Annotated in this window: 14 protein-coding genes and 1 tRNA gene; 7 read left to right on the top strand and 8 right to left on the bottom strand. The window is 42.5% G+C overall.

Annotated elements, in window-relative coordinates; genetic code table 11:
* Positions 1 to 21: 21 nt before the first annotated feature.
* Entirely contained in the window at positions 22 to 4,002 is a 3,981-nt protein-coding gene (gene putA, locus AACQ38_RS04045) for a trifunctional transcriptional regulator/proline dehydrogenase/L-glutamate gamma-semialdehyde dehydrogenase (protein ID WP_165577470.1), read from the bottom strand.
* A 486-nt stretch (positions 4,003 to 4,488) separates the two neighbouring features.
* On the opposite strand from putA, the gene putP reads away from it, so the two are divergent.
* Positions 4,489 to 5,985, top strand: coding sequence for a sodium/proline symporter PutP (gene putP / locus AACQ38_RS04040; RefSeq protein WP_165577469.1), 1,497 nt, complete (start codon positions 4,489 to 4,491; stop codon positions 5,983 to 5,985).
* A 214-nt stretch (positions 5,986 to 6,199) separates the two neighbouring features.
* Here putP and xylB read toward each other — a convergent pair whose 3' ends face one another.
* The 4 genes from xylB to cycA form a co-directional block, all read right to left on the bottom strand.
* Positions 6,200 to 7,711 carry a xylulokinase gene (gene xylB, locus AACQ38_RS04035; RefSeq protein WP_165577468.1) on the bottom strand — a complete coding sequence of 504 codons (1,512 nt, stop codon included), beginning with the start codon at positions 7,709 to 7,711 and terminating at the stop codon, positions 6,200 to 6,202.
* Between the two features lie 3 nt (positions 7,712 to 7,714).
* Positions 7,715 to 8,743 (bottom strand): NAD(P)-dependent alcohol dehydrogenase, encoded by a 1,029-nt coding sequence (locus AACQ38_RS04030; RefSeq protein WP_113024307.1) that lies wholly within the window; start codon positions 8,741 to 8,743, stop codon positions 7,715 to 7,717.
* A 491-nt stretch (positions 8,744 to 9,234) separates the two neighbouring features.
* Positions 9,235 to 9,834 (bottom strand): NAD(P)H:quinone oxidoreductase, encoded by a 600-nt coding sequence (gene wrbA / locus AACQ38_RS04025; RefSeq protein ID WP_011146225.1) that lies wholly within the window; start codon positions 9,832 to 9,834, stop codon positions 9,235 to 9,237.
* A gap of 379 nt (positions 9,835 to 10,213) precedes the next feature.
* Positions 10,214 to 11,620, bottom strand: a complete 1,407-nt coding sequence (gene cycA / locus AACQ38_RS04020; RefSeq protein ID WP_165577467.1) for a D-serine/D-alanine/glycine transporter — start codon at positions 11,618 to 11,620, stop codon at positions 10,214 to 10,216.
* 251 nt (positions 11,621 to 11,871) lie between these two features.
* Between cycA and AACQ38_RS04015 the strand changes: the two genes are divergently transcribed.
* Positions 11,872 to 11,947: transfer RNA gene (locus tag AACQ38_RS04015), tRNA-Lys, on the top strand.
* 176 nt (positions 11,948 to 12,123) lie between these two features.
* On the opposite strand, the gene AACQ38_RS04010 is transcribed toward AACQ38_RS04015, so the two are convergent.
* Positions 12,124 to 12,672, bottom strand: a complete 549-nt coding sequence (locus AACQ38_RS04010; RefSeq protein ID WP_011146228.1) for an Ail/Lom family outer membrane beta-barrel protein — start codon at positions 12,670 to 12,672, stop codon at positions 12,124 to 12,126.
* 308 nt (positions 12,673 to 12,980) lie between these two features.
* Positions 12,981 to 13,919 (bottom strand): DNA-binding transcriptional regulator DsdC, encoded by a 939-nt coding sequence (gene dsdC / locus AACQ38_RS04005; RefSeq protein ID WP_011146229.1) that lies wholly within the window; start codon positions 13,917 to 13,919, stop codon positions 12,981 to 12,983.
* 241 nt (positions 13,920 to 14,160) lie between these two features.
* Here dsdC and dsdX point away from each other — a divergent pair, with 241 nt between their 5' ends.
* Positions 14,161 to 15,498, top strand: a complete 1,338-nt coding sequence (gene dsdX, locus AACQ38_RS04000) for a D-serine transporter DsdX (RefSeq protein ID WP_011146230.1) — start codon at positions 14,161 to 14,163, stop codon at positions 15,496 to 15,498.
* Between the two features lie 684 nt (positions 15,499 to 16,182).
* On the top strand, positions 16,183 to 17,514 hold the full coding sequence (locus AACQ38_RS03995) for a D-serine ammonia-lyase (RefSeq protein WP_165577544.1): 1,332 nt from the start codon (positions 16,183 to 16,185) through the stop codon (positions 17,512 to 17,514).
* A gap of 217 nt (positions 17,515 to 17,731) precedes the next feature.
* Here AACQ38_RS03995 and AACQ38_RS03990 read toward each other — a convergent pair whose 3' ends face one another.
* Entirely contained in the window at positions 17,732 to 19,453 is a 1,722-nt protein-coding gene (locus tag AACQ38_RS03990; protein WP_165577466.1) for a phospholipase, read from the bottom strand.
* A 516-nt stretch (positions 19,454 to 19,969) separates the two neighbouring features.
* On the opposite strand from AACQ38_RS03990, the gene AACQ38_RS03985 reads away from it, so the two are divergent.
* From AACQ38_RS03985 to AACQ38_RS03975, 3 genes are all read left to right on the top strand, one after another.
* The gene (locus AACQ38_RS03985) at positions 19,970 to 20,206 is read left to right on the top strand and encodes a TA system antitoxin ParD family protein (protein WP_011146234.1); all 237 of its coding nucleotides are present in this window, start codon (positions 19,970 to 19,972) and stop codon (positions 20,204 to 20,206) included.
* On the top strand, positions 20,175 to 20,504 hold the full coding sequence (locus AACQ38_RS03980) for a type II toxin-antitoxin system RelE/ParE family toxin (RefSeq protein WP_165577465.1): 330 nt from the start codon (positions 20,175 to 20,177) through the stop codon (positions 20,502 to 20,504). Before AACQ38_RS03985 ends, AACQ38_RS03980 begins: the two co-directional genes overlap by 32 nt.
* Before the next feature lie 506 nt (positions 20,505 to 21,010).
* The gene (locus AACQ38_RS03975) at positions 21,011 to 22,066 is read left to right on the top strand and encodes an alkene reductase (RefSeq protein WP_011146236.1); all 1,056 of its coding nucleotides are present in this window, start codon (positions 21,011 to 21,013) and stop codon (positions 22,064 to 22,066) included.
* Positions 22,067 to 22,152: the final 86 nt, after the last annotated feature.

Genomic DNA, 22,152 nt, shown 5'->3' with positions numbered 1-22,152 from the left:
TCCCCTTAGCTACAGCCGAAATTAACCGATAGTCATCAGGCTGGCATTACCCCCCGCTGCCGCGGTGTTAATGCTCAGTGAACGTTCATGTAGCAGACGTTCTAACAGCAGATTAGTTTCTCCACGGGCAAAACCTTGTACGGAAATGATAATGCCTTTACGTTGAGCGACTTGTCCGCAAACTTGACGCAGTTGATCAGAGTCGCCGTGGTAAATAACCGCTTCGAATGCCGTATCTTCACTCTGCCAGTCCTGAACCAAATGGATTGATTTACGGACGCTATCTGGCAATTGACGAAACAGTTGCTGATGTAATTCATCATTTTGCCATAGCAACTGACAGCCTACAGACAGTGTTGCTGCCAGTTGGATCAATGTATCTTGTTGATTATCCGCCAGACACAGCACCTGACCACGAGGTAATAGGGTGTAAGTATTACGTTCGCCGGTCGGCCCCGGCAACAGACGGGTGGTACCACCTTGTGCCAGCAATTTATATTGTTGAACTAACTGATTTAGCTCTTCGTTGTGCTGATTGGCTGCCCATTCTGTCAGCGCATCAAAGGGAGCCATTAGCGCTGAACGAACATTAGCATCCAGTGGATATTCCGCATCCTGACGTTCCAACGTTTGGTTGATCGCATTTTGAGGACGGCAAGAGAGCAGACGATACAGATAGAGTGGGCCGCCGGCTTTTGGTCCGGTACCGGACAAGCCTTCACCACCGAATGGTTGCACGCCAACAACAGCGCCTACCATGTTGCGGTTAACATACAGATTGCCGACTTTCGCTTTAGCGGTAACTTGTGCAATTGTTTCATCAATACGGGTATGGACACCAAGGGTCAAACCATAGTTAGAGTTATTAATCTGATCCAGTAATTTATCCAGTTCATGACGTTTAAAACGGACAACATGCAGAACCGGGCCGAAAATCTCCTGTTTCAATTCATCAAAGCTTTCCAGTTCAATCAGTGTCGGTTTAACGAAAGTGCCTTGATCCCACTCTTGATTGTCGACCACATTATCTTGTGCTGCCTGATAAATCGTGCGTCCTTTGGTACGCATTGCTTGAATATGGCGATCAATGCCGGCTTTGGCTTCTGCATCAATGACCGGGCCGATATCGGTAGACAGGCGTTCAGGATTACCCATCCGGCATTCAGACATGGCACCTTTCAACATAGTCATGGTGCGTTCTGCCACATCATCTTGAATGCAAAGGATACGCAAGGCAGAACAACGTTGACCTGCACTGTCAAAAGCAGAAGCGACCACATCCATAACAACTTGTTCTGTCAGCGCGGAAGAGTCGACAATCATGGCATTTAGGCCACCGGTTTCGGCAACCAGAGGGGTTGGTCGCCCTTGTGCATCAAGTCGTCCGGCAATGTTACGTTGTAATAGACTCGCCACTTGAGTGGAGCCAGTAAACATCACACCTCGCACTCTCTCATCACCCACCAGAAGAGCACCGATGGTTTCACCTTGGCCGGGTAATAATTGCAATGCATCAAGGGGAATACCTGCTTGATGCAGTATTTTGACCGCTGTTGCCGCAATTAATGGGGTCTGTTCCGCAGGTTTTGCTAATACGCTGTTACCGGCAGCCAATGCAGCCGCTATCTGCCCGGTAAAAATGGCTAATGGGAAATTCCACGGGCTGATACAGACAACCGGCCCCAGTGGGCGATGAGTATCGTTAGCGAAATCATGGCGAATCTGTCCCGCGTAATAATAGAGGAAATCGACCGCTTCACGTACTTCAGCAATCGCATTATTAAAGGTTTTGCCGGCTTCCCGAACCAAAATGCCTAATAACGGCTGCATCTGGTTTTCCATCAATTCCGCCGCACGAACCAGAATGGCAGCCCGTTCTGATGGTGGTGTCGCAAACCAGATTGCGCCAGCTTCTGTTGCGACATCCAACGCATGACTGACTTCCTGTTCAGTTGTTTCACGAACATAGCCGACAATATCCGAAGGGGTTGCCGGGTTAATAACTGGTTTGGCGGCCGGTAACTCACCTTGATGGTGATAATTGCCGCCCAGTCGCGGCTCGCTATACTGCTCTTCGGTAGCAGAACTTAATAGTGCACTGGAAAGAGAAGCTAGGCGATGTTCGTTGGCAAGATCCAAACCGGCTGAGTTTGCGCGATCTTTGCCATACAAATTGTGAGGCAGAGGGATTTTAGGATGTGGAAGACCGATTTGGCCGTCGGTTTCGGCCAGCTTCTTGACCTTTGTCACTGGATCGGCAACCAGTTCATCCAGTGGTAATGTGGTATCGGCGATACGGTTGACAAAAGAGGTGTTAGCGCCGTTCTCCAACAGACGACGGACCAGATAAGCCAACAGTGTTTCGTGAGTGCCTACTGGTGCATAAATACGGCATGGGCGGTTTAATTTACCATCAGCGATTTTCCCGACCACTTGTTCATACAATGGTTCTCCCATGCCATGCAAACACTGAAATTCATATTGGCCAGGATAATAGTTTTGGCCCGCCATATGATAAACAGCAGCTAAAGTATGGGCGTTATGGGTAGCAAACTGAGGATAAATCAGATTAGGTACTGACAATAGTTTGCGGGCACAAGCCAGATAAGAAACGTCAGTATAAACTTTGCGGGTGTAAACGGGATAACCTTCCAGCCCGTCGATTTGAGCACGTTTAATTTCGCTATCCCAGTAAGCGCCTTTTACCAGTCGCACCATCAGTCGACGGCGGCTGCGCTGTGCTAAGTCAATAACTGTATCGATAACAAAGGGGCAGCGCTTCTGATAAGCTTGAATAACGAAGCCAATGCCATTCCAGCCAGCCAGTTGCGGTTCAAAACAGAGCTTTTCCAACAGATCGAGAGAAATTTCCAGACGATCTGCTTCTTCGGCATCAATATTGATACCAACATCATATTGGCGTGCTTGTAATGTCAGGGAAAGCAGGCGTGGATATAGCTCATTCATGACGCGTTCATATTGAGCACGGCTATAACGCGGATGCAGGGCAGAAAGCTTAATGGAAATTCCGGGCCCTTCATAAATGCCGCGGCCGTTGGATGCTTTCCCGATAGCATGAATTGCTTGTTGGTAGGAAACCATATAATTCTGAGCATCTTCCTCAGTTAAAGCGGCTTCACCTAGCATGTCGTAGGAGTAACGGAACCCTTTTTCTTCCAGCTTACGTGCACTTGCCAGCGCTTGAGCGATGGTTTCTCCGGTCACAAACTGTTCACCCATCAGGCGCATTGCCATATCTACGCCTTTACGCACTAATGGTTCGCCACTCTTACTGATAATGCGATTCAGTGAATTGGAGAGCTTAGCTTCGTTATGGGTAGAAACCAGTTTGCCGGTAAACAGCAGCCCCCAGGTTGCCGCATTGACAAACATGGATGAACTTTGGCCCAGATGGGAATGCCAATTGCCGTTACTGATTTTGTCGCGGATTAGCGCGTCGCGAGTGGCTTTATCAGGGATACGGAGTAAAGCTTCCGCAAGACACATTAGCGCAACGCCTTCCTGAGATGAAAGCGAGAATTCTTGCAATAACCCTTGAACCAGACCTGAACGACCCATGCTGTTTTTCTGGTTACGTAATTTTTCTGCAATGCTGTAAGCCAGCTTATGAGTTGCTTGTGCCTGATCTTCCGGCAATTGTGCCTGTTGTAACAGCATGGGAATGGCTTGTGTTTCTGGCAGGCGATAGGCCGCAGTAATTGCGGAACGTTTTACTGATTGAGGCAGGATATGCTCAGCGAAGTCGAGGAAAGGTTGATGAGCAGAATCTGTTACCGTTTCTTCTGCGATTATCTTCTCCTCTTTAACATCTTGATTGGACGAGAGTTCAGCGATCTGTTCATCATTTTCAAGACGTTCAAGATAATTAAAAATAGCTTGTTTAATTAGCCAATGTGGAGTGCGGTCAATCCGTTGTGCCGCAGCTTTAATGCGATCACGCGTTGCTTCATCAAGCTTCACGCCCATTGTTGTACTACCCATCTTTGCTCCTTAATAGGTAAGGTTTATCTAAAATTGCATGATAATATCTGACATGTTGCAACTTTGTGCAACCTTATGAGAATCGCTTGTTTTATTTTTGTGAAATTAATCTAGTTATTATAATTAGGTGGATATATTTATTCTTTTGACTTTATTTGATTGAGACACATTGGTTTAACATTTTGTGGCTAACATAAGGGTATAACCCTGAAATGGTTAAAAAGTATAATTTTTAAAGCAAATAAATGTGATTCAGTAAACGTTTTTTGTAAAAAATGGCGTTAATTAGTTGTTAAATTACCTGATGCTAATCTAGGATTCACTGTAACTTTCTAATTGGTTACAAAAATAATTATTTCAATTTAGAATTATGGACCATTTTTAGGTGCAATCAGGTGCAACGTTCCTGAACCTGACAGGGAAAACTCTGTGTACCCGGGAGAACTGCGGATTTGCAAAACACAGATAACACTATGGAGAACTTGCATGACAGTAAATACACCAATGCTAATCACCTTTATTGTCTACATTACTGGAATGTTGTTGATAGGTTTTTTGGCTTATCGTTCAACTAAAAATTTTGATGACTATATCTTGGGAGGAAGGCGATTAGGTAGCGTGGTAACGGCTTTGTCTGCCGGTGCTTCGGATATGAGTGGCTGGTTATTAATGGGCTTACCTGGGGTAGTCTATTTTGCGGGGATTTCAGAAAGCTGGATAGCCATTGGTCTTGCTTTAGGTGCTTACCTGAACTGGAAATTGGTCGCAGGCAGGCTACGTATCCAGACCGAAATCAATAATAATGCGTTAACATTGCCGGACTATTTCACCAGTCGTTTTGACGATAGTAGCAAGATCCTACGTATTATTTCTGCGTTGGTTATTTTGATCTTCTTTACTATCTATTGTGCTTCTGGCGTGGTTGCCGGAGGATTGTTATTTGAAAGTACGTTTGGTATCAGTTATCAGAAAGCTATGTGGCTCGGTGCCGCAGCGACGATTGCTTATACTTTCCTTGGCGGCTTCTTGGCGGTCAGTTGGACTGATACGGTTCAGGCTTCATTAATGATCTTTGCACTTATCTTGACCCCAGTTATCGTTATTTTCTCTGTGGGTGGCATTGATACCTCTCTGGCGCTGATAGCAGCAAAAAGCCCGGCTTATATGGATATGTTTAAAGAGTTGAACTTTATTGCCATTATCTCGTTGTTAGGTTGGGGATTAGGTTATTTTGGTCAGCCACATATTCTGGCGCGTTTTATGGCGGCCGATTCCCATTACACTATCCGCAAGGCTCGTCGTATCAGTATGACCTGGATGGTGTTATGTTTGGCAGGCACTATTGCTGTCGGTTTCTTCGGTATTGCTTATTTTGAAATGCATCCTGAACTGTCTGGCCCAGTCATAGCCAACCGTGAGCGTATCTTTATGGAATTGGCGGTTATTCTGTTTAATCCGTGGATAGCGGGCATTTTACTCTCTGCTATTCTGGCCGCGGTGATGAGTACCTTAAGCTGTCAGTTGCTGGTGTGTGCAAGTGCTTTGACGGAAGATCTTTATAAACCCTTTATCCGTAAATCTGCCAGCCAGAAAGAATTGGTATGGGTGGGGCGTTTCATGGTGCTGCTGGTGGCGGTCATCGCGATGGTGATAGCAACCAATCCCGACAATAAAGTACTGGCTCTGGTAAGTAATGCATGGGCTGGATTTGGTGCTGCATTCGGCCCGGTTGTACTGATTTCTGTTATCTGGAAACGTATGACACGTAATGGCGCATTAGTGGGGATGTTGGTAGGGGCCGTCACGGTATTGGTGTGGATGAAATACCAGTGGTTTGCGTTGTATGAAATTATTCCTGGCTTTATCTTGGCTTCGATTGCGATCGTGATTGTGAGTCTGTTGGGCAAAGCGCCGAGCAGCGCAGCGCAACAGCGTTTTGTTGATGCTGAGGCGCAATACAAGACTAACTGCCTATCCCAATAGAGCTATTTTATTTGCCATTTTGAACCTGGGCAGTGCTCAAAATCCTCACGTACTACGTGTACGCTCCGGTTTTTCCGCGCTGTCCGTGTTCAAACTGTCTGCAACAATTACGCCTATTGAGATAGGCTCTAAATAAGGTAAATTGGAATAAAGGTAACCAACAAACCTCGTTTAAAATAGCGAGGTTTGTTTTTTCATCATGAAAAATATGTCGTCATATTTTCACCTCTGGATATTCAGTAGTCAGCAGAGATAAATAATCTTGATAAAACACATCATATAATGCGGCCGTTTCGGGAGTTGGAATGGTGCGGGTCTCTTCATCAAGATGAACAAAATGTTGGCAAAAGTGGGCGAGCTGCATTTGTTTATCTTTCTCTTCTGTCGAGGAATCACACCACATAGCCTGAATAGCCGCACCTAATGCGGCAGCTTCTTGGTTAGTGACACAAATAACAGGCGTATTCATGACATCAGCCACAATTTGCCGCCATTTTTTGCTGCGAGCGCCGCCACCAGTCAAACGGATCTCATTAATTTCAATCCCTTGCTTGCGAAATAATTCAATGCCAAAACGTAGTCCGTACGTGGCACTTTCAACCGCAGCCAAAATGAAATTTTGTTGATTCATATTGCTAGTATTCAGGTTATGGAGACTCGCTTTGGCACGGGGGAGTGGTGGAACACGTTCACCATTAAAAAACGGTAGCATCATCAAACCATTAGCACCGGGTTTGCTCTGGTTCAATGTGTCATTAAAAGTCTGAATATCCATATTAAACAGCTTTTGAATGGTGGTTGTCGCTGAAGTCACATTCATCGTGCAAATCAATGGTAGCCATCCATTATTAGAGGAACAGAAACCCGCGATCATTTCAGAATCAGCGACAATCGGTTTGTCAGAGTAAGTGAAGAGAGTACCGGAGGTGCCTAAACTCATGGTCGTGATGCCCGGAATGATATTACCCGTTCCAATTGCAGCCATCATATTATCGCCCCCACCAGATGCAACTTTGGTTGTCGGTGAAAGCCCTAATCTTCTTGCTATTTCAGGTCTTACTGTGCCAATACAGGTCTCAGCAGAAACCAATTCAGGCAGTGCATTCCAAAGACGACCATCTGGATCAATAAATTGGGCAATTTGGTTATCCCATTCGCGTTTACGAATATTCAGTAATCCGGTTCCTGAAGCATCACCATATTCGGCAACTAACCTGCCTGTTAGCCAATAATTGAGATAATCATGAGGTAATAAAACAGCGTTCAGTTTTTCCCATAACTCGGGGCGGTATTTTTTGAACCAAAGAATTTTAGATGCGGTATAACCTGTCTGCGGCATTAATCCGAGTTGTGCTAAAGCGGCTTGGGTACCACCAAGTGCATCAATAATTTCCTGATTTTCGGCCGCAGTTTCAGTGTCACACCAGAGTTTTACCGGTGCTAAAACATGACCTTCTGCATCCAGAGGAACAAAACCGTGTTGTTGACCTGATACGGCAAGAGCGGCAATTTCTGTACCAGAAATTCCTGCTTGCTCAATCGCTTGAGAAAAGGCACTTTCCAATGCCTCTGTCCACCAGTGAACCTGTTGTTCACGACGGCCGTTTGAATCGCTAATTATTGGGTGAGGCGAGCTGCCTTCACCCAAAATAGGCGTTTTTTGGCTATCGACAATAATGACTTTAGTACTTTGTGTACCGCAATCGATACCAGCATAGAGCGCCATGTGTTACTCCATTTCCAACATAATTTTGATATCTGTCGGGCGACCCTCCGCGGCTCGTTCATACGCCTGAACGCTGTCTTTAAATTTATAGGTTGCGGATAATAGAGGGGTTACTTTGAGCTTACCTGAGCTAAGTAAACGAATAGTACGAGGGTACATATTTGCGTAGCGGAAAATAGTTTTGAATGTGATCTCTTTAGCTTGAGCAGAGACAACATCAAATGGTGCCGGATCGATAGGCATACCGACTAGAACAGCTATTCCTCCCGGTGCAATGTGCTCTGAAATAGTGGCAATGACCGGTTTTGCGCCACTACATTCAAAGAGAATATTGACGCCATTACCCTCGGTTAAGGTATTCACTTTCTCAGCAACTACTTTGCTATTAACCGGGTGAAGACCTGGATACTGTTTTGCAATTTCTAGCTTTTCATCGAACACATCGCAAATAATGACATCAGAACAACCACCGGCTAATGCAGCAAGTGCGGTAACAATTCCGATCGTGCCAGCACCAATAACTAATGCGATATCTCCTGGTTTAATTTCTGCTTTTGTGGCGGCTTGCATACCGATAGCTAATGGTTCAACCATTGCACCTTCGGCAAAACTGACATTATCCGGTAATTTGAACGTAAATGCTGCCGGATGAATAACTCTTTCACGTAAGCAACCATCAATAGGGGGCGTCGCCCAGAAACGCACTTCTGGATCTAAGTTATAAATACCTGCCCGTGATTGTGGTGATTGCAGATTAGGAATGCCAGGTTCCATACAGACACGATCGCCGATTTTTAAGTGAGTCACATTTTTACCTACTGCGGTGATGACACCTGATGCTTCGTGCCCGAGGATCATCGGCTTTTCGACAATAAATGGCCCAATACGCCCGTATTGATAATAATGCACATCGCTGCCACAAATCCCCACCGAGTGAATTTTTATTTCAACATCATTTTCACCCAATATTTCGGGGGTTTCCCAGTCTTGAATTGAAATCTGACCTGCTTTTTCTAATACTAATGCTTTCATGATCTGCCCTCTTATTTGGATATTATCGATATCATTTATTTGGAGGGATATTAGATCGAAAATTATTATATTTATGTGATTTAAGTTAAGGTCTTATTAAATGGTGATGTTTTTGCGTTAATATTAAAAAGTGAATTGTTAAAAAGCAAATTATTCACTTGGTTACTCTTTTAATATGTATATTGACAATGTAATGATATCATTAATAAGAATATAAGCGTGAGCAAATAACTTTATATTGAAAAAATAATAGTTTTTTTCGAAAGGCATATTCAATTCAAGAGTAAAGTGTTTGGATATTTGAATTCGATATAAAGAATACTAATGGTTAGGGGGGCCGTAGAAAAAACGTTCAGGTCAGCCATAAAGGGATGGAAGAAAAAGACGAAGGTGAGCACAACCGATCCGGAAAGTGGGTTTATGCATCGCATTAGTAAAACTTATCTCCAGCGTCTGGCGCGTTAGCTCAGTCTCTTCGCCTTGGTATCATGTTAATCTTTCAGTTTTTTAGCGATCTTTGCTACATGCTCACCTTGATAACGGGCGATCTTCAATTCATTTTCATTGGGGATGCGTGAACCATCACCGTCAGCAATAGTACTGGCGCCGTAGGGGGTTCCTCCCTGCATCTGAGAAATATCGCCAATTTCAGGAATACCGTAACCAATTGGTACAATAATAAAGCCGTGGTGAGCGAGCGTTGTCCAGGTTGAAGTAATCGTCATCTCCTGACCACCACCAACGCCTGTGGAAGTGAAGACGCTAGCGACTTTGCCGTACAGTTTACCTTCGGCCCACAGGCCACCGGTCTGATCTAGAAAGTTTCTCATTTGGCCGGCCATATTACCAAAGCGGGTTGGGGTGCCGATAATTATGGCATCATAATCAACCAGCTCTTGTACGGATGCAACCGGAGCAGATTGATCTACTTTACCACCTGCTTTGGTAAATGCTTCTGGTGGAATGGTTTCTGGTACGCGTTTAATCGTGACTTCTACGTCAGCGACTTTTTTAGCGCCTTCTGCCACTGCGGATGCCAGCGCTTCAATATGACCGTACATGGAATAATAAAGCACAAGAATTTTTGTCATATTACTTTCTCCTACAAGGTTAAAAAGTGGCTGCGAAGTTTACAATAATAGCAGCCTGTTATTTAAATTCATCAATACCCTTCATCTTTCAAGTTGCTTCTTTGTTGGCTGCACTCACTCACCCCGGTCACATCGTTATCTATGCTCCCGGGGATTCGCTCCCTTGCCGTCGCGATCCATCTTGAAATCCATTGGGTAAATATTATTGATGGAATGAGGTGAAATGCTCACGTTATGAAAATTGCCTAATGCTTTTGTAAGGCAGATTTTCTTAACCGATGGAGTTAAGTGTAGTGGTAATTTTTCAGCTTGCAGCAATAAAAAAGACCTGTGGAGTATTATTCCAACAGGTCATATAGATATTAAAGATTTGAATAAGTTAGCTGTACAAACGTGTTCTACGTTTTTTTACAATTTGAAAACCGATAATTAAGATCAGAAACCAAACAGGCGTGATGATTAATGCCTGGCGGGTATCATCCCGTAAAGTGAGTAAGATCAGAACAAATGCAAAAAATGTCAGACAGACCCATGACATGATAATACCCAATGGCATTTTATAGGTTGAAGCCTTATGTAATGCCGGGCGACGTTTTCGGTAAACCAAATATGAGCATAGGATCATGCTCCAAATAAACATAAACAGAATGGCTGAAACGGTAGTTACTAGGGTAAATACATGCATAACATCAGGAATTAAATAAATCAGCACCACACCACAGGATAAACATAAACAGGTGAAGATTAACCCCGATGCAGGTACAGAACGGCGTGAAAGGCGGCTGAATTGCTGTGGTGCATCACCTTCTTTTGCTAACCCAAATAGCATGCGGCTGGTGGAGAAAACTCCGCTGTTGGCTGAAGAGGCGGCAGAGGTTAATACCACAAAGTTCACGATACTGGCGGCGGCGGGTAAACCGATTAGAACAAACAGCTCAACAAAAGGGCTTTTGTCTGCAATGATTGAACGCCACGGTGTGACTGACATAATAATTATCAGCGCCAGCACGTAGAAGGTGATAATACGAATCGGGATGGCATTAATAGCTCTGGGAAGCGATTTCATTGGATCTTTAGTTTCTGCGGCTGCCGTGCCGACTAATTCAATGCCCACAAAGGCAAATATAGCTATCTGAAATCCGGCAAAAAATCCGCTTAACCCTTTGGGAAAGAATCCACCATCATTCCATATATTTGCCAGTGAAGCGGTATGACTGGCTGGAGATTGAAAATGCATGCCAATCAGAACAGCACCTGTTGCGATTAAAGCGATAATGGCAACGATCTTTATCATGGCGAACCAGAATTCCATTTCCCCGAATAATTTCACTGTAGCCAAATTAAGGGAGAGCAGTAGTGAAACACAGAGTAGGGAAGTAATCCATTGTGGAAAGTCTGGTTGCCAATAGCTGATATAGGAAGTGATTGCGACTACATCGGCGATACCGGTAATGACCCAACAGAACCAGTAAGTCCAGCCGACGAAAAAACCTGCCCAAGGACCGAGCAAATCGGCGGAGAAATCACTGAATGATTTATAATTCAGGTTCGAAAGCAGTAGTTCTCCCATTGCGCGCATCACGAAGAACAGCATGAAACCGATAATCATATAAACGAATATGATCGATGGTCCGGCGAGAGAGATTGTTTTCCCTGATCCCATAAACAGACCCGTGCCAATGGCACCGCCAATAGCAATAAGTTGTATATGCCGGTTGCTTAGATTGCGTTGCAACTGCGTTTCCCCGGTTTTAGTGGAAAGCGAAGTGTGTATATTTTCTGCCATAGTAATAGTGTCCAATATTTTCTTAGGTAAATTGTTACGGCTCTTTAAGTGGCCTTATATATGATGATGTTTGCAAAAAATATTGTGACACAGATTACTATAGTAATAACAGCCTGATCTCACTTTAAAAACAAATTGGTTACAATTTAACTTGTTAATGCTGTTGGAATTGGGTATGAATTCTCCGCCGAGAAAAAAATAGCCATAATATATTGACGACAGCTTTGTATCGGGGAATAATTGTCCATATTGGGTTGTTAGCTCAGTCGGCAGAGCAGTTGACTCTTAATCAATTGGCCCGGGGTTCGAGCCCCCGACAACCCACCAATTAAGGTTAGTTAAATGAATTAATGACAAGCTATTAATTGTCAATAACCCTTCTTAAGCGATAGATTGAATTCTTGATATACAGAATTGGGTCAAGAGTATTTTTATAAATCACCAAGGTTACCAATCGAATAAAATATTCAACCTTGGTGATGATACATTGCTCATTGATTAAGTTAGAAACGATAGCCGACAGTTATATTAAAACCGTTAGTAGATAAATGATCTTTCTCGTTTCCGTCTTTAATACTAAAACGGCTACCTTCATAACCGGCAGTAATTGAGGTATTGGTTGTTGGGTTGATAATAAAGCCCGCTCCCCAACCTAAAGTGTTTTTGCTTGTTGATTCCTTCTCGATATATCCACCACTATAGTGGGCAGTAGATTTATCATTTATTCTGGATAGCCCGAGTTGCCCATATAAACTAATGTAGTCATTAATTCTATAGGTTGGGCCAATCATTACAGAATAGTACTTCAAGTCCTCCCCTGTGTAATATTTTGTCTCTTTTTCATCTCCTTTAGCAAAGGTAAATGATGATAATAGCCCCCATTGATCATCAAGTTCATATCGATAACTCAATGTTGCACCATTTAGTGCACTTACATCTTGTGGTTTCACGTAGGCGTATCCGATTGAAGCTGTATGTTGTTCTGCTTGAGCAGGTAAAGTTATCGCAGATACAGAAAAGATAACTCCACAGCTTAATAACAATTTTTGCATTTCATTACACTCTATATACTTCTAAAATAAACGACTTTATAACGCATTTAAACGATTTGCTTACTAGCAGTTGTGATGAATATCATAACTTACACCATGAGTATATATTTTTTGATTAAATTTAGATGTTATTTTCAAATAATTACATTATTACTGATTTTTTAAGGACAGAAATAGTGATAAAGATAACGGGTATAAATAATAGGATTGAAAGTACGGTAGAATCCGTTGCTAAATTCTGTGGCGACTAACTGTCGCCACTTAAAATAGAGCAGGTTTGTTATATCCGTTAATGGTTGGCTATATTTTTATTCGTCTATAGTTGATTTTAGCCATTGGATAAAGGCATTGACTTTCTCATTCTGTTGTTGAGGCAGGGTACAGGTATAGTAATATTGTTTACATAATACTTCAGTGTTGGGAAAGGGGGCGACTAATTCATTGTTTTCAATTTTTTCCCAAATCATATTTTTTCTTCCCATTGCAACACCTGCATGGTGTATTGCAGCAACGGCAGCTAAATCGGAACGATCGAAGACAATACACTTTTGTGATGGCTCCAGTGTAATGTCAAAGTGTTCTGCCCAAGTATTCCACTCTTTGGTATCGGAGTCGTAACTCCATGCTTGTTTATCATGCAATAGTGTGCAGTATCGTAGATTGTCAATATTTCCCATTAGATCATGTTTTTCAGCATACTGCGGGCTACAGACCGGGGTAATATACTCACTCATCAGATATTGATGTGATAATTCGTTGGATATAATATCATCAAAATAGATCGCAAGATCGATACCATAACCGCGGAAATTCACATTTTCATTACCGACTAAGATGTTCAGGTTAATGGATGGGTATAGCTGATTAAAATCAGCTAATTTAGGCACTAACCAGCATTGGGTAAAGGTCGGGCGGGAGTAAATAGTCAGGTTACCCGATAACTCTTGATTTTTTATTTCCAGAATTTCCTGATTTAGGTGTTCCAGCGTTGATTTAATTGTCCAAAATAAACGCTTTCCTTCACAAGTTAATTCAATTTTTCTGTGAAAACGCTGGAAAAGTTTGAATCCTAACTCTTGTTCCAGAGAACTGATTCGATGGCTGACCGCACTGGCAGTGATAGCTAATTCGTCAGCAGCCAGAACAAAAGAGCAGTGGCGAGCGGCTATCTCAAATGTATGCAGCTTTGATAACTGGCTTCCATTGAGTAACTTATTTACAACCATGAAATTATCATCTGTGTACATATTTATCGTGTTTCTAGTTCATCGACGACGGATAATATAACCGTATCATTAAGGCGGTATGTTTCAGATAGTTTTAGTGATTTAAATCGCAAATAAAGTGAAAATTTTGATCGGTATCACTGAATTGGCTCAATCTGATTCATGCATGGCTATGTATTAATCATTTGTCAAAAATTGAATATTCATATTCAATAATGAAAATTCGCGTGACGAACAAAGGTTAACTGTGGGGAATGATTAAGTGGATTCACAACCTTGGGTGATTGGTACGTTACTCACAAGTATTGCGTTAATTGTATTTACGATAATTAAATTAAAAATTCACCCTTTTCTTGCTCTATTGTTAGCCAGTTTTTATGTCGGTGCCTTAATGGGAATGAACCCTGTTGAAATGGTGAACGCCATTCAAGGGGGAATCGGAGATACGCTAGGTTTTTTAGCCGTAGTGATTGGTCTGGGGACCATTCTTGGTAAGATGATGGAGATATCCGGCGCGGCAGAGCGGATTGGTATCACATTGCAAAAATGCCGATGGCTATCACCTGATATCATTATGGTACTGATTGGTTTGGTTTGTGGTATTACGCTGTTTGTTGAAGTCGGGGTGGTATTGTTAATTCCATTGGCATTTTCTATTGCCAGGAAAACCAATACATCATTGCTGAAATTAGCGATCCCATTATGTACAGCGTTGATGGCGGTTCACTGTATTATTCCTCCGCACCCGGCTGCATTATTTGTGACGAATAAACTGGGTGCGGATATTGGCTCGGTGATTGTTTATGGGTTGATAGTTGGCCTGTTTGCCGCTTTGGTGGGGGGGCCATTATTTCTGAAATTTCTCGGTAGCCGTCTGCCTTTTAAATCGGTTCCGGCTGAATTTTCTGAAATTGCAGTTCGTCAAGAAGAGGATTTACCCTCTTTAGGCATGACATTGTTTACTGTGTTATTGCCAATTGGGTTAATGTTGACTAAAACGGCTGCTGAATTAAATATGGAAAAAGGTACCACGTTTTATACGGTGCTGGAATTTATTGGTAATCCTATTACAGCCATGTTCATTGCCGCGTTTGTTGCCTATTACACCTTGGGCATTAAGCAAAATATGGGAATGAGTACACTGTTGACGAAGACGGAAGATTGTTTCTCTTCTATCGCCAATATTTTATTAATTATCGGCGCGGGCGGGGCATTTAATAGTATTTTAAAAGTCAGTGGCCTTAGTGATACGTTGGCCGTTATTTTGTCGAGTCTGGATATGCACCCAATTCTTTTGTCTTGGTTGGTTGCCATTATTTTGCATGCGGCGGTTGGTTCAGCAACGGTCGCAATGATGGGGGCAACAGCGATTGTTTCGCCTATGTTGCCGTTATATCCAGATATTAGCCCTGAAATCATTACATTGGCGATTGGTTCTGGTGCTATCGGCTGTACTATTGTGACGGATTCACTGTTTTGGTTGGTTAAGCAATATTGCGGAACAACGCTCAGTGAAACTTTTAAGTATTATACAACCGCAACATTTATTGCCTCTGTGGTTGCGTTGGTTGGGACGTTTCTTCTTTCTACCATCGTGTAGTGGCTACCATTATGTAATGGAAAGAAGTCATCGCTCAGCTTGAAAAATAAGAATAAGAAGTGCGAAGTGTCAATACCAGGGAAGCCTATAAAATAGGCAGATTTACATCTAAAATAATAAATAAGATATACCCTACGGATTTCAAGCTGCATCGCGACGGCAAGGGAGTGAATCCCCGGGAGCATAGGTAACGATGTGACCGGGGTGAGCGAGTGCAGCCAACAAAGAGGCAGCTTGAAAGATAACGGGTATAAACATTAACGTAGTAATCAAAATAAGGGGAAGATAAAAAATAAATAAATACCCTATGAATTTCAAGATGGATTGCGACAGCAAGGGAGCGAATCCCCGGGAGCATAGGTAACTATGTGACCGGGGTGAACGAGTGCAGCCAACAAAGAGGCAACTTGAAAGATAACGGGTAAAGTATGATGTGCTGATATATTGTAGGAAGTTGTAGTAAACATAACATATTGAATATAATAAAAAATTCTAATAATCAAGCAAGTAAGAGTTATTTTATATATCCTATAGATTTCAAGATGGATCGCGACGGCAAGGGAGTGAATCCTTGGGAGCAGAGATAACGATGTGACCGGGGTGAGCGAGTGCGGCCAACAAAGAGGCAACTTGAAAGATAATGGGTATATACCAGGGAAACACTCATATTGGGTTAATACATATATGAAACGTACTGAAATTCAACAATTACTAAATGAATATCCGTTAGTAAAAAATTTGATGGAATTAGAGGAAATCTTCTGGTTTAACCCTTGTAATACCACCTTGAAAGAGGGATTGCCTTTTGTCGGTTTGGGCGCTGATGATGTTGAGGATGCTGAAGCACGCTTGGATCGTTTTGCGTCTTATTTATGTAAAGCTTTTCCAGAAACAGCCGTCACACATGGCATTATTGAATCAGAAATAGTGGCTATACCTACGATGCAAAAAACACTGGAGCAACATTATGGTGTGGGTATCACAGGGAGAATTTTGCTTAAAAAAGATAGCCATTTACCCATTTCCGGTTCGATTAAAGCCCGTGGTGGAATTTATGAGGTGTTAACTCACGCGGAAAAACTGGCATTACAAGCGGGGTTGCTTTCTGAAAACGATGATTACAGCAAACTGTTTTCAGAAGAGTTTAGACGGTTCTTTAATCAATACAGCATTGCTGTAGGTTCTACCGGCAATTTGGGGCTTTCCATAGGTATTGCCAGTGCAAAACTAGGCTTTAATGTCAGCGTGCATATGTCCGCCGATGCTCGTGAATGGAAGAAGCAAAAGCTACGTTCACATGGGGTCAATGTCGTGGAACATGAGCTAGATTATGGGGTAGCCGTGGCCCGAGGGCGTAAAGAAGCCGAATCTGCTCCTAACTGTTTCTTTATTGACGATGAAAACTCCCAAACGTTGTTTCTGGGATACTCTGTCGCAGGTGGACGGGTAAAGGCGCAGTTTGAGCAGATGAATATTGTGGTTGATGAGGATCATCCACTCTTCGTTTATTTGCCGTGTGGCGTCGGTGGCGGTCCGGGGGGTGTTGCATTTGGATTGAAACTGGCTTTTGGTGATCATGTGCACTGCATTTTTGCTGAACCGACCCATTCTCCCAGTATGTTGTTGGGGGTATATACTGGTTTGCATGACAATATTTGCGTGCAGGATATCGGGATCGACAATATTACTGCTGCTGATGGTCTTGCGGTAGGCAGGGCTTCCGGCTTTGTTGGGCGTGCGATGGAACGTTTGCTGGATGGATTTTATACTGTTCAAGATCAGGAAATGTATAACCTGTTGGGCTTACTGGATCGTGATGAAGGTATTCGGTTAGAGCCTTCGGCGTTAGTTGGGATGGCGGGCCCTGCTCGTGTGAGTGGAAACCTTGATTACCTGAACAATAAGAACCTTTCAGTAGAAAAGATGAAACAGGCTACGCATTTGGTCTGGGCAACCGGTGGTGGTATGGTACCCGATGATGAAATGACAAAATATTTGGCGACAGCCAAGATCTAATTGGTCTCCTGAAAAGTCATTTCTTTAATGTTTTTCAAGTTATATTCCCGCTAGCAGTTGGCGGGAATATATCCGTTATCTTTCAAGTTGCCTCTTTGTTGGCTGCACTCACTCACCCCGGTCACATAGCTCTCTATGCTCCCGGGGATTCGCTCCCTTGCCGCCGCGATGCATCTTGAAATCCATAGGGTATATATCAGAACACTTGTTATTTACATCAAGTATTTTTGTAATTAAATGAATGTGTTCCTGAATATTTCCACAACGGTTCCCAGTAGGATTCTATAAAAGCTTTCACCGCGTCTTCTCCCTCAATAAGATAATTGAACTCCGAAAGATACCCCGGATAGAGATTATCAGAACCAACCACGTAGAGTTCATCATCAATTATTGTTACTTTTGCATGATTCCCAGGAGCAGGGGGAACTTTGGGATATACCGGACCACTTGCTTTAATTAAGGATCGGAATGGGCGTCCTATAGCACCTATCTGTGGAGGTCTTTCAGAAAGAGACGGTTCTTTTAGCGTAGCAGTATAAGAATTTTCATCCGGGGTTGGCCATCTGTATGTCGTCCCTTCAATCAAAAGATCTTCAGGTACTTTGTCTGTAAAGAAAAAAGGGGCAACCTCTATTCTTTTCAGTGCGGCTTGCCTGATTCCATCCGGATCTTCCAGCTTCTTATCGGTATGCTCATCATGTGTCAAATAGTATTTAAATATTTCAAACGTTCTTTTGGCTCCAGAACCAAAAGAATATTGATCACCAGCAGCACCGGCTGCTGCATCAAGTGGCGATACAACAATTTGAACTTCCAGTTCGGGGTTGGAAAGTAATGCTTCGATCAACCATCGGCACACATGATGATCTCGCCATTGTTTTTTCCATGCACTGACAAGATCCTGTTGGGACATGCGGATTTTTTTCTTTGCATTCTTTATTATAAACTCTTTCATTATTTCAGAGCCTTTTTTATAATCCGTTCGCATATCAGGTCCAGACCAATATTTACCTACGGATAATATCCTGCTTGTTTTCTTATATTCTGGGTCTTTAGGTGGATTTTTTAGGCTCTCTTCTTTTTTTCTATCGATATATTCAGTAACGTACTCTTTTTTTAATGGATCTTCCGGCTTTCCCATAATACCATTTGCATTAACCCATCTATTTTTATCTATATCAAAGAATTCTTTCGTTAAGAGGTCTGTATCAGCCACCCACATGTTATTTAAAAATAATTGTGAGCTTAATGATGCCGTTCCTATAACTTTAACAGAGACATCATGAACTGGAGGGTAATTTTTAAACAGATCCATATTTAAATTATGGCCGCCGACAAATGACTCAATTCCATCAACTGCGATAATTTTTGTATGATTCCATGTCATTCTGGTATCATCTTCTGGAAACATTTCCTCTGGCAGTACTTTCTTCTCTAATGATACTTTAAGTCCGTCTACTATCCGGTAAAACCGGCCAATCCATATTTCAGGTACACACTCCCAATGATTTCTCCTTTCTTGAATTAATTTAATAATATCCTCCTTCAATGCCAGATATTCAGGGGTACCTTCAAAGTATGAATTTACACCGTTTAACAAAGACGTCGGTGTTTGAGCGAATAAGAACCTTATCTGAGTTCTCTCCTTCCTGTTTATTTTTTTGGTAAATGCGCTATCAATAGCTGATAGGATAACTTTTCTCCACTCTGCATCCGGGGCATTTAAAGAGGAAATATCACAGCGATAACGCATGTTTTCCAGAATGCTTACAATAGCATCTTCAAATTCCGCTGCTCTTTTAACCGCCTGTGGCATTATCTCTTTTCCAAAAGGAAGCCCCCATATTTGGGGAGTATCAAATATTTTTACATAGTTGATTTCACTTGTTTTATTAAAGTAACCGTCCAGTTTTTTTTGTAAACCATCCAATAAATTCATATATGCATCCTCCGGGCAACAATTTTTTTACATATCAACTAACAATCTGCCAGCATCAGGCAACTCATTTATAATCATAATCAATTTTTGATAGGAGGAGGCTAAAAAAGATAAAACTGGGATCACGTATTTTCAAACTTAATTTATTGCATCTATTCATTAAAGAATATTTCAAGGCTGCGCATTGCTTGGCTTTTTTGTCCCTTAATCGGGCTGGAATTCAGACATTTAATCCTCAAAAAGGGGGAATAAGTCGATTTTTCTGAATCATATGTCCGAAATTCAGGCGATATTGACAATTCAACGAGGCCAGTTTTATTGAGGATGAGAATAAAATTGGTCTTGCTGTGCCTTATTACGTTGAGCAGGGGATTTTGAGGGGGTCCCTTTTGTATCACGGGAATAGACATGTTGAAATCGTAATCAATGATTGCATAATGCGATAAAATGTTGCATTTTATACAGATGTGTTTTATATCGCATGGAGTACAAAATCCCAGAGGGGTAAACTAAATTATGGCTATCAGTATACGTTTGGATGATGATTTCGTGAATGATGTAAAAATTCATGCAGAAGCTTCAAGCAGAAGTGTACCTAAGCAAATCGAGCATTGGGCTAAGATTGGCCGCATTGCGGAGGATAACCCCGATTTGCCGTACTCTTTTATCCTTGATTCTTTACTGGCAAAAAGCGAAGTCAATAGCGGTAAGGTGTCGCGTTATGTCAGAAGGACAAAAAGATCCAAAGATTGATGTTTATGAAACAAGACGTTTTTCTAAGGCATTATCCAGGTTATCTGAGGATCTTCTTAGGATAGTAGAAGATGAGATTGATAGAATAATTGATAACCCTGAAATTGGTGAGCAGAAGAAAGGTGATTTAAGTTTCCTTCGAGTTCATAAATTTCAGTTAAATAACCAGTTAACATTGCTTGGTTATTGTTGGGTTGAAGGGAAAATAGAGTTATACCTGCTGAACTTTGGCTCTCATGAAAATTTTTATCAGGAACAAAAGCGACACAGAAAAGCGGATTTAAAACTCATTGGATAGGGGTTCTATACCCTATAGATTTCAAGTTGCATCGCGACGGCAAGGGAGCGAATCCCCGGGAGCATAGAGAACTATGTGACCGGGGTGAGTGAGTGCAGCCAACAAAGAGGCAGCTTGAAAGATGACGGGTATATCTATTAGAGCGTTTCAAGGCTGCGTATTGCGTAGCCTTTTTTATACCACTCATTCAACGAATCTCTATTCACTTAAATCAAAGGCGACAAATGGCCTATGTCATTCTTAAGCAAAGTTATTGTTGTGTCATAACATTATTATCTTGCAGATATTCTGGCATCTGACATTTTTATCCTGTTGCAATATGTAACTGTGTAAGTTACATTGATTCATGCCAGAGAAGCCGCCTGCTACTAAAGACTCGGGAACAGAATCAAGAGAAAGAGTTCACACTTCCTAATTAACACTGTTTGTTTCTGGTATGACCTGGCTATGCAGTTATTGATGATTTGCAACGAAGTGCATTTATTAATCTATATGAGAGAAAAAATATGCCTACACTTTTTGATCCAATTCGCATTGGTGATCTCGACTTGCCAAATCGCATCATTATGGCTCCTCTGACACGTAACCGTGCAGAAGGAGAAGGGCGTGTCCCTAATGCGCTGATGGCGGAATATTATGCTCAGCGCGCTTCTGCTGGTTTGATTATCAGCGAAGCGACTTCAGTCACTCCGCAGGGAGTTGGCTACGAGAATACGCCGGGTATTTGGTCAGATGAGCAAGTTGCTGGTTGGCGGTTGGTCACGGATGCTGTGCATGCTGCTGGTGGGCGTATTTTCATACAGCTTTGGCATGTGGGGCGGATATCGGACCCTGTTTTCCTTAATGGAGAACGGCCGGTGGCACCAAGTGCAATTGCGGCTGATGGTCATGTTAGCTTATTACGCCCAAAACGTCCTTTCGTGGTTCCGCAGGCGCTTGAGTCTGAGGAGATTCCCGGCATTGTCGAAGCATTCAGACGCGGAGCGGAAAATGCGAAAACGGCAGGATTTGATGGAGTAGAAATACATGGTGCCAATGGATATTTGCTCGATCAATTCTTGCAAGATAATGCTAATCTGCGGACAGATCAGTACGGAGGTTCAGTCGAAAATCGGGCCCGGTTGCTACTGGAAGTGACAGACGCTTGTATTTCAGTTTGGGGATCATCACGTGTTGGTATGCATTTGGCACCACGTGGTGGCCATTACTCTATGGCGGATTCCAATCCTGTGGCGACATTCGGATATGTCGCACGTGAACTCGGTAAACGTGGTATTGCTTTTATCTTTTCACGTGATGCTGTCGTTGATGGTGACTTAAGTAAGGTGATAAAAGAGGCTTTTGGGTCAACCTATATTGCTAACGAGGAACTGACTAAAGAAAGTGCCGAGCAAGTTCTTGCTGACGGTCGGGCTGATGCAGTGGCTTTTGGTCAATTATTCATCTCTAATCCAGACTTACCTCACCGGTTTTTAGTTAAAGCGCCATTTAATGAACAACAACCGGAAACTTTTATGGTTCCTGGTGCTATAGGCTATACTGATTATCCAGCGCTTACCTAAGTAAGGGGATATCTTACCCGCAATGGATAGCCTAACATGAAAGATGTTCGAATTGTTTTCCGGGGATGTTAATTTAAAGCTTCAAT

The organism is Photorhabdus sp. RW14-46, from assembly GCF_963887965.1.
In the GTDB taxonomy this organism is placed as follows: Bacteria; Pseudomonadota; Gammaproteobacteria; order Enterobacterales; family Enterobacteriaceae; genus Photorhabdus; species Photorhabdus laumondii.
The sequence above is the reverse complement of the archived record's forward strand: the minus strand, read 5'-3'. Positions and strand labels throughout refer to the sequence as shown.

Bases quoted from the DNA above. Each gene is read 5' to 3' on its own strand.
- putA (WP_165577470.1), bottom strand. From the start codon at position 4,002: ATGGGTAGTACAACAATGGGCGTGAAGCTTGATGAAGCAACGCGTGAT.
- putP (WP_165577469.1), top strand. From the start codon at position 4,489: ATGACAGTAAATACACCAATGCTAATCACCTTTATTGTCTACATTACT.
- xylB (WP_165577468.1), bottom strand. From the start codon at position 7,711: ATGGCGCTCTATGCTGGTATCGATTGCGGTACACAAAGTACTAAAGTC.
- AACQ38_RS04030 (WP_113024307.1), bottom strand. From the start codon at position 8,743: ATGAAAGCATTAGTATTAGAAAAAGCAGGTCAGATTTCAATTCAAGAC.
- wrbA (WP_011146225.1), bottom strand. From the start codon at position 9,834: ATGACAAAAATTCTTGTGCTTTATTATTCCATGTACGGTCATATTGAA.
- cycA (WP_165577467.1), bottom strand. From the start codon at position 11,620: ATGGCAGAAAATATACACACTTCGCTTTCCACTAAAACCGGGGAAACG.
- AACQ38_RS04010 (WP_011146228.1), bottom strand. From the start codon at position 12,672: ATGCAAAAATTGTTATTAAGCTGTGGAGTTATCTTTTCTGTATCTGCG.
- dsdC (WP_011146229.1), bottom strand. From the start codon at position 13,919: ATGTACACAGATGATAATTTCATGGTTGTAAATAAGTTACTCAATGGA.
- AACQ38_RS03995 (WP_165577544.1), top strand. From the start codon at position 16,183: ATGAAACGTACTGAAATTCAACAATTACTAAATGAATATCCGTTAGTA.
- AACQ38_RS03990 (WP_165577466.1), bottom strand. From the start codon at position 19,453: ATGAATTTATTGGATGGTTTACAAAAAAAACTGGACGGTTACTTTAAT.
- AACQ38_RS03985 (WP_011146234.1), top strand. From the start codon at position 19,970: ATGGCTATCAGTATACGTTTGGATGATGATTTCGTGAATGATGTAAAA.
- AACQ38_RS03980 (WP_165577465.1), top strand. From the start codon at position 20,175: ATGTCAGAAGGACAAAAAGATCCAAAGATTGATGTTTATGAAACAAGA.
- AACQ38_RS03975 (WP_011146236.1), top strand. From the start codon at position 21,011: ATGCCTACACTTTTTGATCCAATTCGCATTGGTGATCTCGACTTGCCA.